General features: G+C 57.6%; 5 protein-coding genes. All 5 read right to left on the reverse strand.

Annotation, left to right across the window (positions count from 1 at the left end; genetic code table 11):
* Positions 1 to 672: 672 nt before the first annotated feature.
* Positions 673 to 1,419 carry a Crp/Fnr family transcriptional regulator gene (locus tag V8L70_RS21750; protein WP_176302166.1) on the reverse strand — a complete coding sequence of 249 codons (747 nt, stop codon included), beginning with the start codon at positions 1,417 to 1,419 and terminating at the stop codon, positions 673 to 675.
* A gap of 247 nt (positions 1,420 to 1,666) precedes the next feature.
* A complete protein-coding gene (locus V8L70_RS21755; RefSeq protein ID WP_336270581.1) occupies positions 1,667 to 3,010 on the reverse strand; it encodes an HlyD family type I secretion periplasmic adaptor subunit in 1,344 nt (447 codons plus the stop codon).
* A 9-nt stretch (positions 3,011 to 3,019) separates the two neighbouring features.
* The gene (locus V8L70_RS21760) at positions 3,020 to 4,963 is read right to left on the reverse strand and encodes a calcium-binding protein (protein ID WP_336270582.1); all 1,944 of its coding nucleotides are present in this window, start codon (positions 4,961 to 4,963) and stop codon (positions 3,020 to 3,022) included.
* A complete protein-coding gene (locus tag V8L70_RS21765; protein ID WP_336270583.1) occupies positions 4,960 to 6,708 on the reverse strand; it encodes a type I secretion system permease/ATPase in 1,749 nt (582 codons plus the stop codon). Before V8L70_RS21765 ends, V8L70_RS21760 begins: the two co-directional genes overlap by 4 nt.
* A gap of 88 nt (positions 6,709 to 6,796) precedes the next feature.
* A complete protein-coding gene (locus V8L70_RS21770; protein ID WP_336270584.1) occupies positions 6,797 to 12,781 on the reverse strand; it encodes a peroxidase family protein in 5,985 nt (1,994 codons plus the stop codon).
* Positions 12,782 to 13,236 lie beyond the last annotated feature (455 nt).

A 13,236-nucleotide genomic window follows, 5' to 3' on the forward strand; every position in this document is an offset into this window, starting at 1 on the left:
CTTCGAGTCGGAATTCAGGGCTAAAGTTACGTTTTGGTCTTGTTGCCATGCTGCCACCTAGTGATGTCTTGGTGCATATTAGCACCTCTAAGTAGGTGGCCAAATTCACTATGCCACTACACAGTATTCGATAAATTTGTTATGTATATCAAAGTCTGGAACAGCAGTGGCAATGCGATTGATAAATACTGAAGTCATTTCACCGCTCCTTGATTACCTCAGGCTTATCCGCTGTGTCAGTGATTTAGAATGACCTGTTCAGTTCGATCCAGGCCATTTGTGTTCTTGCACATCAGCCCAAGTCTTGCTGGGGAATGTTAGGGACGCTACTAACCAAGGCAGCCCTACATCCCTGAAAGTGTGAAATCACTGCCTAGTATTTTCCAAGGTAGACAATACAGATACCTTTGCAAGAAAATGCCACCTGGCCAAGCACCTTGTTTAACTGAAACGTTTAGCTGCCCCCTCTTATACTGGCTAAATGAACAAAGCGGCATCACAATAGCTATATAATATTAACTAAAATCAAAAACCTTACTCCATTCTTTTGGATTTCTTACGTACATAAAGGCGAGATAAAAAATACGCAACATTTTCCTGCGAAATTCAAAAGAGAATTATATTCACCCTATTAGCAAATTGACAAAATAGAAGTAGGAATAAAGAGCTAAATCAATCTTGTGCTGTTTCTGGCACTAAATGCAGATAAAGAGGATCGAACTCCCCCGCTTCCTTTAGTTTTTGCCAATCAGGTACGGTTATCTGGTTTTTATTATTACTAATTAACCCATCAGTACGAAGCGCCTGGAGTACTCTATTCATGTGAATATGCGTCATACCTGTCGCATCCGCTAACTCGGCCTGGGTTACAGGCATATCAAAGGTGGATTCTGTCGCCAAACCCACCGCTTCAAGACGTACTAACAGTTCGCAGATAAGGTGGGCAATTCGGTTATAGGCAGGCCGCTGTCCGTTATTCAAAAGCCACTCTCGTGTGATGGAAGCGCTCATCAATGTCTCACGCCAAAGAGCGACAGAAAGGCGCGGGTGGAGCTCACAGAGGTTACGTAAATCGTCGTGCTCAATAAAGCCAAGTATACAGGGGGTGATTGAGGCAATATTTATATCCAGAAAAGGCAAATGTAAGCTTTGCAGATCAGGAATGTCGCCGGGTATATACAGGGATATTATTTGACGTTTGCCTTCAGAAGTTAGCTTATAGGCGCATGCAAATCCGTCAATAACAAGACAACATTGCGTAGGCTGATCGCCAGCTTTCATTATATCTTGATCTGAATGAAGAGTTATCGTCTTTATTGACAAATCTTTTATTGCTTGTTTCTCTTTATCCTTAAGAAGCAAAACGTTTTCCAACTTGCGGATAATAAGCAGGTTAGGCGTAAGGAGCAGGGTTTCCATAGGGGTCTCCATAATTTGCAGATATGAAGCCGGATGCAACATTTTGACTGCTCGTCAATAGACGATGAAAAATAGTTCTCATCATGCGCTTCGTAGGTACAAATTGATAGCGACAATATTAACTGGCTTACCTAAGTACGCCTTGCCAACATGAGCATTGCGTTAAGCCAGCCCTGAGGCTGGCAATCCTGGTTCGCTTACAGCTTCGGCTGAGAAAAGCCTAGCTCCAAAGGCAGATGACGCTGCTTTACTCTTCTCGGAAGGCCCTGCTGAACTGATCGGTAATAGGCTTAACAAAATACGTCAGTGCGGTGCGCTCTTCGGTCGTGATAAAGACTTCGACCGGCATACCAGGCAGCAGCGTGGTAACGCCCAGCTTCTCAAGTTCTTCTGCAGAAACGTCAACATCGCCCAGGTAGTAGATCTCGCCAGTCACGTCATCGCGTGACGTCGCTGGAGAAACATAGACGATCTCGCCTTTGAGCTCCGGCGTCGTTCTCTGGTTGAAGGCAGTGAAACGGAGCCTGACTGGCTGGCCGACCCAAACTTGGTCGATGGTTACCGGCGCAAGTTTCACCTCGACCTTCAGTTTGGCGTCTTCCGGAACGATGGTGACAAGTTCTTCGGCCGGTGTGATCACCCCTCCTACCGTGTGGATGTTCAGCTCATTAACGGTTCCAGAAATCGGAGCGCGAATGTCCGTTCGCGCCAGCCGATCCTCAATGGCGATGTGCCGGTCACGTAGCTCCGAAAATTCCGCATCCACGGCACTTAATTCCCGCTGCGCCTCGGTACGAGCGTCCTCATCGATCGCAATAATCTGGAGGCGAATTTCACTCATGCGGGTTCTCGCTCTGGCGATGGATGCGTGGATCTCACCGCGTTCACCCGAAATTCGTGCTCTGTCACGCGCCATCGGAACGAGGAGTGTTCGAGCGATCAGCCCTCTCTCAGCGAGGCCTCTATTCCCCTCGTATTCAGTCTGAACTAGACGGAATTCCTCGTCTTTCGATAGCCGCTGCGCTTCCAGCCCCTTTATCTCCTCTTCGATTTGCTCAACGCTGAGCTCAAGCTGCTGCTTCTTACTTTGGCGACTTGTGTGATTGCCATCAAAGAGGCGAGTTTCGCCGAGGAAGACATCCGGAGAGTCGTCTGCGTCCAAATCGGTCGGGAACTCGATTGCCGCAAGCCCGTCCCGCTCTGCCAGAAGGCGAGCTCTCCTAATGGCCAATTCCACGAGTTTAGAACGCACGATCGAAAGCTCCGCTTTCGTCTGTGTGTCTTCGAGCCGTAGCAGCACGTCTCCAGCTCGAACAAAGTCCCCTTCCCTGATGGCAATCTCGCCGACGATACCGCCGTCACGATGCTGTATCGACTTAAGGTTCTGATCCACAGTCACGGATCCTTGCGCGATGACGGCCCCACTGAGTTGAGCGCTCGCGGCCCAGCCGCCGGCTCCAAGCAGCAGAAACAGCGCGAGAGCCGTGCCAACAAATACACGCGGGCCGAGTCGAAAAGCGTTTTCTGGATTCGGCAAGAGCTTGGCTTTTTCCTCTAAAAGAGGCGTGCCGGAAGGATCATATGTGCTCATTCTGTGCTCCTATGATAGCCACTCGTGACTATCGTTACGTTCTGTAGACCACGACAGCTTGTGCGTTCCCTGCAGCGTGACGGCCGTCGCCCACATATCGTCGTCGAAGTTGGTCTCGATCACAGTCCACTCGCTTCCATCGTCCCGATCGTGGCGATAGCGTATCGGCAAATCGTCACCGTCATCATCGCGGTAGATTTGCTCGAAACGGTCTTCCGGCTCGCCGGCATTCCAGAAAATATCGTATTCAGATATACGGATACGGTCTCCGACCCCAAAGTCCATGATCACGTGCGAAACGGGGTTCGGTCGATCCCCACCGGCGCTGGTTACCACAAAGACGTCATCACCAGCGCCGCCAGTGAGCGCAACTGATTCAGCGCCGAAAATGAACTGATCGGCTCCTCGGCCACCAAGCACTTTTTCGAATCCAGTGATGAAGTCATGGCCGATTTCCACCCCACTGACGACGCCGTTGACGAGATCGACCACGAGTCTTTCCGTCGCATGGCTGTAGTCGAGGGTGTCCGTGCCCCCGCCGCCGTCATACACGTCATCATCCGCGTCGAGCGCCGCCACGATCCGATCGTTTCCCATGCCGCCGAAAACCCGGTCTCGACCCGCACCATCCATAATCACGTCGTTACCATCGCCCCCGAGCAGAAGATCGTCGCCATCTCCTCCGCTCAGAAAATCCTCACCGGCGTTGCCGAAGATCACGTCATCGCCGTCACCGCCGAATAGCCTGTCGTCGCCAGTCCCGCCGAAAAGATGGTCGTTTCCCGCGCCGCCGAAAATAATGTCATTGCCATCGCCGCCGAACACAACGTCGTCACCGTCTCCAGCGATGATGTGGTCGTCTCCCGCTCCTCCATTTATGACGTCGTTGCCAGCCCGTCCATCAATGTTGTCATCGCCACCTGCGCCGTTGATCTCATCAGCACACATACTGCCGAGAAGCGTGTCGTTTGCCGCGGTTCCTGCGATAACGGGCTGCTTGACAACGGAAAAATGGGCGATGGCATCGATGGTAAGCTCGCCGTCTGTGATCTCATAGCTGAGGGTCACCGGCCCCGGTTGCCCGGTGCCACTCTGGAACACCCACCCGTTTTCCACTTCAGTAAGCTCGCCGGAGGACACGGACAGGTTTTGAACCGAGAGGACGTCGCCATCGGGATCCTCTGCCTTGCTGAGCAGATCGTCGAAGGCGATTAGGAGTGCCACGCAAGGCGCCACGTCCAGCAGATAGACGGGACCGGACACACGAGGAGCACGGTTGCCGTCGGGCCGCATCTCGTCGTCATCATCGTCACTTTCGGGTTCGAGAGGATCGCAGTACCCAGGGTCACCGACGTCCGTAGGATCATCGTCTGCGACGGACGGGTCGTCATCCGGCGGTGATTCGGTACCGGTGGGATCGTCGCCATCAAGTGGGGGACGATTACCGGCGGGATTAGCAATGTCGGCAGGCGGTGTGCCAGCGCCGCTAGCGATTCGGTCCATCCTTTCATCGCCCACGTTTTCGCTTGCCCGTCCGGCTACCCACGGCATGTTTCCGCTTTCACCCGAATAGCGAAGCGGTATCGATCGCGGCGCATCGTCGACTGGAGGCATTGCGGCGCTGAAGCTTTTGGGACCCGACAGGTCGTCCTGGGACCTGCGCGGGGAGGCAGTTCTGAGGTCCTCCTCCGCCGGCGTTTGGCTCTCCGCTGTAGTGACGACCGGCTCAGCTGTCTCTAACAACTCCGCGTCTGTGTCCCCGCTTTTCGTCTGCGATGGCGGCTCGGGCTCCCGGCCCCAGGAAAAGATCGAGCCAAGGTAAGCAGCGATCCCCATCAGTAGACCGCCGATAACCAGAGGCGTGCGAGAGACCTCGTCCCCACTCTTCAGAACGTAGCGCTGCGAGGTGTCAGGTTCCGGTAAGGCGTTCTTCGTGCCTTTGACGTTAATCATGTTCGCGCGACTGCCTCCTTCTTCGGCGACCCGGCAGAATGCACTTCGCGTATATTGGACTTGCCGATGACTTCGTCCTTCGGTCCGAAAGCGGCCAACCGGCCATTCTGAATAACCGCCACGAGATCGACGGCAGCCAGAGCGCTTGGGCGATGGGCAGCCACGATGGCGATACCGCCTCGCTCCCTCACGCCTTGAATGGCCGCCGTCAGCGCTGCTTCACCTTCGGCGTCGAGGTTGGAATTGGGCTCGTCCAGGACGACGATAAAGGGATTGCCGAATAGTGCGCGGGCGAGTCCGATCCGCTGCCGCTGGCCGCCTGACAGGGAGGTACCGAGCGAACCGAGCTGCGTTCGATAGCCGTTTGGCAAGCGCACGATCATCTCGTGGACGCTTGCAGCCATCGCCGCCGCCACGATTGCCTGGGAATCCGGTGTTTCCTGAAATCGTGAAATGTTCTCTTCGATCGTGCCATTAAGTAGCGCGACCTCCTGGGGCAGATAGCCGATGAACTGACCGAGAGCTTCGTCGTGCCATTGCGAGAGCTCCGCGTCGTCGAGCCGCACGCTTCCACGCAGCACGGGCCAGATGCCTGTCAACGCGCGCAGTAACGTGGTCTTGCCACCCCCGCTAGGACCGATGATCCCTATAGCCTGACCGGCCTTGAGTTCGAAGCTCATCTCGCTGAGCAGGACTTGTCCGGAATCGGGTGCTGCGACGGTGATGTTCTCAATCTTGAGGGATGAAGTCGGGCTGGGCAGTTCCATCGGTTCGTCAGTCTCCGCCAGTGCCATGACGGTTTCCTTCAGCCGTGCAAAGGCGGTACGCGCAGCGACGACGTTCTTCCAGTTGCCGATCGCAAGATCAATGGGTGCGAGCGCCCGTGCGGATGCAATGGAAGCAGCGATGATCGCGCCAGCGCTAAGCTCTCCCTGAATAGTGAGCAGCGCTCCAAGGCCAAGAACGGCCGACTGCAGGACCATCCGCAGGACCCGAGAGATCGCTCCGAAGGTGCCGCTGACATCGTTCGTTCGCGTCTGCAACTCCAGATGATCGTCGTTCGCCCGATTGAAGCGCGCCACCGCGCGACCGGCAAAGCCCATCGCCTTGATGATCTCTGCATTGCGAGCATTGGAATCGGCGATAGTGTTACGGGTAACGGCAGCCTGCTGCATGGCGCTGCTCATCTTGGACGTCTTCAGTTCCGTGACGATCGCGAGCATGGCCAGGATGAATCCGCCAAGAAAAACCAGCGCGCCAAGGTAGGGGTGCAGTATGTAGACAAACAAGAGAAAAAGCGGCATCCATGGAAGGTCCAGCAGAGCCACGGGGCCCTGGCTTCCCAGGAAGCCGCGCACCGTATCCACGTCGCGGCCGCGCTCCAGTGATTCAGCGGTCGAAAACCCGAAGCGCGGCATGTCGATAGCGACCTGATGAGCCAGCGGCGCGACCCTTCTGTCGAGGCGCGCGCCGACGCGAACAAGTATTTGGGAGCGGATGGTGTCGAACATCCCCTGAAAACAATACAGGCCGAGCGCCAGAACGGAGATGGCAATCAGCGTCGAAATGCTCCCGCTGGTCAGCGCTCGGTCGTAAATTTGTAGCATGTAGAAGGCGCCGGTCAGGGCGAGGATATTGATGATCCCTGACATGCCGAATAAGAAGAAAAAGATTCCTCGGAAACCTTTGGTCAGCTGTTCTGCGCTCTTACGCTTAGCCGACGTACTGGCGTCTTTTTTGCGCATGTGAACTCCCCTTGCACCCTATGTTGAACGGGCGTTCCCTGCGGGCGGGTACGCCCGCAGGGTTCGTTATTGTTATCGCTGTCGTTCGTTATAGGTTGAAGTCGCTCACTCCCAGCTCATGCCGACCCTTGATACTGATGGAGAAATCGGCATCATCGTCTCCGGTCGTGTTGCCCTGAACGACGGTGTAGTCCTCGCCGTCGAGCGTTTGATGGCTGAACATGAGCTGGCCAGCGCCGGTGAAGGCCTCAGTCACCAACGTGAAGCTCTGGTTCCCCGGTGCACAGCCATTCGCGTCCATACTGCTGAGATCGATACGGTCGCCCGGCTGAAATCCCATGATGGTATCGCCGTCCGCATCCGCCGCGGAGAGGAAGCGGAAAGTATCGTTGCCCGCCCCCCCGTCCATGACGTTGACCGCGCGGCTCGCCGTGATCGTGTCGTCTCCCGATCCCGTGACGATGTTCTCGACACTCCACAGCACATCATTGCCAGTCTCGGCGCTCGAGACGCTGCCACGCCCCATAAATCCGGTGCCAAGATCCGCCGTGATCGCTGCCGTGATCGCCGACATGTCCAGCGTGTCGTTGCCGCTGCCTCCCACCATGTCGTCGCCATAGTAGGTGTCGTCGCCATCCCCGGCTTCGGCCACGAAAATATCGTCCCCATTGCCGCCGAAGACCGTGTCATTGCCGGAGCCGGCATTGATAAAGTCGTTACCGTCCCCGCCAAGAATCCGGTCGTCGCCGCCATCGCCGTAGAGCATGTCATCGCCATCACCGCCGAAGATGTCGTCGTTGCCGTCATGGCCGAAGATGACGTCTCGACCGCCCAAGCCCATGATCGTATCGCCGTCCGCCGTCCCGACCAGCGCATCAGCGCCTTCACTGCCGACCATCGCTGCTACCGGGATTGGTGTGACGACATCCTCCTCGTCTTCCTCGACCTCCGACTCGTCGACGGTTTCAGCCTCTTCCTCGGTATCATCGCCATCGCCAGTATCGTCCTCTCCAGGCTGCTGCGCCTCGGTGGGGATCTCGAAGCTGACAGAGTTCTCGTCGTCGCCCACCCTCTGCTCGCCGTCGCCGTCGAGCCCTTCGGACATCTCAGCGAGCGTCGTGCCGTCGGCAAGTTCGACGACATCCTGCTCCCTGAGCTCGCCCACGACCGTGTCGTGGCCGCCCTTGGTCTTGAAAACCACCCGATGCGCGGAACTCAGTGCCGAGATGTCCAAGACATCGTCGTCCTCCGAACCCATCACGTGGATGGTGCTCATCGCCAGGCTGGTCCCGGTGAAGTCGCCAGCAATCGTAAACGTGTCGCCACCTCCCTGGCCATCGATGACGATTTCCTCGATGTTGGTGAGTTCCGCCATCACCTCGCCGTTCCGGACGATGACGATCTCCGTTCCAGCGTCGAGGTCGGTAAAGCCCTGCGCCAGTGCATTGGCCCGATCAAGGACCGCGAAGGTTTCGGCTTCGTCAGCGTTTCCGCGGATTTCTGCGGTATCGAATTGGTTGCCGCCATCAAGAATGTCGCGCCCGCCATCGGCTTCGGTGATCAGCAGATCATCGCCAGCGCTGCCGAACAGGACGTCATCGCCAGCGCCCCCATTCAGGACGTCGTTGCCACCGCCACCGTTGAGAACGTCATTGCCGGCGCCACCTTCGAGGATGTCATCGCCAGCGTGCCCGAAGAGGATATCGTCGCCTTCCCCGCCGTCGAGAAAGTCGTCTCCGGCACCACCGCGAAGGTCGTCCGCACCGGCGCCGCCCAGTAACGTATCGTCGCCAGCCCCGCCGTTGAGGAAGTCATCCCCTTCGCCGCCGTAGAGGGTGTCGTCGCCGTCGCCACCGATCAAGCGATCATTGCCGGCACCGCCAAAGACAAGATCATCTCCGCCGCCCGCGAGCAGGTTGTCGTCACCGGCGAGGCCGATTAGGATGTCGTCCCCCTCGGTGCCATTGAGGCGCGTTGCGCCAACGTCGTTTCCGCTAGTTCCGGTAATAACCCGCACGTCGCCATCGCCGAAGGACAGCACTTCGATGTTACTGACGAGGTCGGTGCCGTCCGAGACACGATTCTTCCCGGTCTCTGGATTCACCGCCCCATCATCCACGTCGACATGCGCAACCGTGAGCCGGCCGGTATCTTCGTCCACCGCGATCTCGTAGGCGTCGCGATCGCCCCAATAGACGGCTGTGTCGATACCGGAATCGTCTTCGAGGATCTCGCGGACGATCTGCAATTGCCCCGGGTTGATCCGGCCCTCTACCATCCAGACTGACAGCGGACGGGTGACCTCCGCGCCATCGATAGTGAGTGTCACCGGCCCATCCATGCTGTCGACAGTAGCGATCTCGCCACCGGTTCCATCACGGTTCGCCATGATAGCAATGCGCACGTTTAGCCACGCGTCGCCGTCGATGACATCGTCGCCGCCACGCCCCTCGATCCTGTCGCTGCCGCCACCGCCAAGCAGAATATTGCCCCCGGTGAACACCAACTTCTCAGTCCCCGAGCCATCGGCCCAATACTCTGCGTTGCGCATCATGTCCGGGGTGATCAGCCGGTCGAGGCCGTCGATCCGGTCGATGCCCGCCTGGTCGAGCTCGTTGTGGACGAAGTTGCCCTCGGGCGTCGGGTCGGCGATGAGCGGAGTGACCTCCTCCTCTTCGTCGCTCCGATCGTCGCCGCGCAGGATGTCGTCGTGCACCCAGCCCGACATCGCCTCTACCTGGCTGAAACGGTCTCGCAGCACTTCCAGCGGCAGGGTCGTGAACACCTCCACGTTCATGTCGGCGTCAGCCGCCACGCTTTGACCTTTGTGGATGACCCAGTCGTGACCCCACATGCCGATGAATTTCTGGATGCCTTCTCCCGCCACCATGATGTCGTCGCCCGAGTCTGCATCGTAGTCCGTGTCGCCATTCCCGCCGTTGAGGACGTCGTGGCCGATCACCGTGGAGTTGAAGAAGAGCTCGCCGTTGTCGCCAGCGATGTAATCGAAGCGGCCCTTGCCCTCGATCCAGTCATGCCCTTCGTTGCCGAAGAGAATGTCCGAGCCGGCGCCCCCAAGGAGGAAGTCGTCCCCCATGCCGGCGCGGATCTCTGACCCGTCCGGGCCGGTGATCAGGAAGTCCTTGCCACGGCCGCCGAAGATCAGCGCCATGCCGCTGCCGCCGTGGATGACGTCGTTGCCGTCGCCTCCCTTGAGCATATCGACTTCGCCGATATCGGTCCCGGCATTGGTGATGATGTCGTCACCGTCTCCGCCATCGATCATGTCGACGCCGTACCCGGCCTCGATCCGATCGTTACCCGCGCCGCCCCAGACCGTGTCATCGCCGCCGCCAGCGACGATGTGGTCGTCGCCGTCCGTCCCCTGGATGACGACGTGGTCGGCGCCGTTATAGCGCAGATAGGCGCCGTTACCTTCCGCGTCGGGCGTCCCGCGCTCGACCAGCTGAGAGGCGGATTGGAGGAACGGATCCTCATGCTGGGGATCCTCTACGCCGGTCATCTGCATCTGTTTGGCGTAATCGACATAGAGGATGTGATCCGGGGTCGAGAAGATATCGCCCGGGATCGCAAAGCCGGTATCCCCGAGGTCGGTATTGGCCAGGGCCATCTTGGCCAGGGAGTTGTTCTCCAGCTCCGTCAGCAGGTTCAGACCCTGAGTCCGCGACAGGTAGTAGAAGCGGTCGGCATCCTGCAGGTTCTCAAGCTGCATTTCGAAAACGAAGGCGAAGGTGGAGCCGAGCATACCACCGAAGGGCATTTTCTTCTCGGCGAGACCGCCCATCCACAGGTCGATGTCATTCACGCCCGTCTGCTCGGCCGGTGCATTGAGCCATTCGAGACGCGCTGCCCGCGCGGCGTCGCTCTCGCCTGGGGCACCCAGGACCAGATCGGTTGCCGCTGCACGTTTACCGGCGAGGGTATCCTCAGAGGTCACCGACTCGTGCGTGCCATAGGCGGCGATGAAGTTGATGACCGAGGCGGGGTTCTTCATATTCTCGGCGAAGTCAGCCCAGCTGGTATACGGCCTGAGCTGCGTGTCGCCGTCCGCCATCTCCATAAACTGTGCGCGTGCCTCATTCAGCGTAGGCATGCCGGTTTCACGGCCGCGAGCAATGTTGATCGCAGCGAGGTCGAGGGGAATACCGAGAAGCTGGTTGCGCAGCGTGTTAGTGACGAACTCGTCGATTTCGTTGCCAGTCTGCGCCGTCATACCGCGCAGGATAGCCCCCGCCGCCTCGTGGTGATCCACGGTCTCGGAGCCGAACGCCAGCGGGTTCAAGAACGCGTCGAACAGGCTCATGTCATCACGACTACCATCCGCATTGATGCGGTCGACCGTTTCGTTGAGCATCGAGTGCCCGAACCGGTAAACCACGTGCGCAAATTCGGAGAAGATCACCGGGTTCAGCTCGGCGTCAGGTTGCACCATGAAGATGTCGATATCCGGCTGGATCTTGCGCGCAAACTCCTCGAAGACGAGGTGCTGGTACTCCATCTCGGTGGTGAAGCGCGCTGTCTGGAAGATTCGCTCGCCGTCCCAGGATAGCTCATCGATCTCGGAGGCGCTGGGCCACGAAGTGAGTTCCGGGCCGCTTAGCCACTGGTTCAGGAAGTCGAGATCGCCACTTTCGAGCACCACCGCTTTCACCTGCTCCGCAATGCGATTGTGCTCGGAGTGGAAGATGTGGTGGATCGAGGTCAGTCCGATGTTTTCGTTCCCCCGACCGTCGCCGGTGATGTAGTGCGCGTCGAGCAGCTCGTTATCATATGAGGTCTGCGCACCACGAGCGCCGAACTCGCCGCTGTAACCTGGCTCGGAATCGTCGTCCGCTTGCAGTTCGCCGTTAGCAAGTACGGGCACCGCCTCACGGTTGATGTCGTCAAGGAAAGCCACGCCGGCGCGCCCTGCCCCGACTTCTGAGGGGTCGATCGGGTTGGCTAGGTTCCCCTCGGTTAAGATGGGGTTGCCGGCGCCGTCAAAGCCGGTGATCAGTTGGGGAAGCCCGTTCTCGCCACGCAGAAACTCGCCGTAGGGATCCACCGCGACTAGTGGCACGGCGCCCACATCCTTGTCGGTCAGCTCGATACCTAGCAGCGTGCGCGCCTGTGCCTTAATGTCAGCCCAGGTTGGCAGGCCGCGCTCACCGTCGAGCAGGTTACCGGTCGCCACAGGGCGGCCATCGACCATCGCGTACTCGCGTAGGAAAACTTGGTGCGACGGATGCGAGGTGTAGGTCTGGTTCTGATCCACCCACGGCGTGGTGACATTGCCTGCCGCATCATCGGTGGTGGCACGCGTCAATACCATGAAGTTAGTATGGGGGCTCGCAGGGTTGTACAGCGGGTCGTCCGGCGACAGTGGCATGTAGACAGTACCGTTGCCCCCTTTCGCGACCAGATCAAGCCCGTGGTCGAAGAACTGGCCAAACAGCGTGAAGACCGAGTTGTAGGAGGCCGATAATCCCTCGTCCGGAGACACGTTCGGCAACATGACGCTGACACCATCCATCTCAATCCCGTATGAGATGAGCAGCGTGTCGAGCTCCTCCTTCTGCGCCGCATAGATAGACGTCTCCTCAAGACCGGCATCGCTCAGTGCCTGCACGAGGATGTGCTGCTCGCGGATCTCGCTCAGGGCGTCAAGCATCGGCTGGCCGTTCAAACCCGCATGCTGGAGCGCAGTCGCGATCACCGCCGGATTGTCGAGGGTCTGATCGACGATCAGGTTAGAGATAAGGCGCGGCTCGGCATCGACCACGTCACCATTTTCGCCATAGTCATTGTTGGTTGGGTAGCCGGGAAATGGAAAGGCACCACTTCCTTCCCTGAACGACCCCTCGGTAATCGGACCGAAAATCTCTCCCGCAGACCCCCACTGCTCACGGCCAATCCCAAAGTTGTTGTAACTGCCATCGACCGTTCGCAGACCCGAAGGCAGAAGCGGGCTATCGATGAGCTCCGAAAGGGGCGTTCCCGCGGAATGCGCTTCCGCGATCTTGATCTGGTCCAGAATGAATTGCAGATCATGTTGGTTCAGTTTAACGGCCATGTTCCCTCCCAGGCCCCACAGGGCTCTGATACTTATTTTTTTAAACTGTCGTCACACCTCGACGGACACCTCAGCTAAGGCAACTTTCCCATACCATATGCTTACACAAGGTTACATTGAGAAATACTTTCTTACCTCCTCAAAATCACCATTAGTTAGCTTTGAGAAAGTTGATCAATAAGGATGAATTTACTCATCTGAAAAGAGGTAGATGTAGCAGTGAGGAAAAGCACTAAAGTCATCAGAAATTGAGGCTTTAGCTTGGCCAGAAAACCCTAATTGGTAATGATGCCTATGCCGCATTTGACGATGGGTAGCTCATTACAACGACTGTTTGAACCGCCCCGGTTATTCCGGAGACCGGTTTGTTTGAGTCAGGCAGCTTCACCCGACTCCTCCAATTGACGATAATACGTCCTTTCTCGTTCTGCTGGTGGAACGTTTCCGATGGGTTC

The sequence above is a fragment of the Vreelandella arctica genome, assembly GCF_037070215.1.
GTDB classification, from domain to species: Bacteria; Pseudomonadota; Gammaproteobacteria; order Pseudomonadales; family Halomonadaceae; genus Vreelandella; species Vreelandella arctica.

What these genes read in the sequence shown, in the direction of transcription:
- V8L70_RS21750 (WP_176302166.1), bottom strand. Translation starts at nt 1,419, where the DNA reads ATGGAAACCCTGCTCCTTACGCCTAACCTGCTTATTATCCGCAAGTTG.
- V8L70_RS21755 (WP_336270581.1), bottom strand. Translation starts at nt 3,010, where the DNA reads ATGAGCACATATGATCCTTCCGGCACGCCTCTTTTAGAGGAAAAAGCC.
- V8L70_RS21760 (WP_336270582.1), bottom strand. Translation starts at nt 4,963, where the DNA reads ATGATTAACGTCAAAGGCACGAAGAACGCCTTACCGGAACCTGACACC.
- V8L70_RS21765 (WP_336270583.1), bottom strand. Translation starts at nt 6,708, where the DNA reads ATGCGCAAAAAAGACGCCAGTACGTCGGCTAAGCGTAAGAGCGCAGAA.
- V8L70_RS21770 (WP_336270584.1), bottom strand. Translation starts at nt 12,781, where the DNA reads ATGGCCGTTAAACTGAACCAACATGATCTGCAATTCATTCTGGACCAG.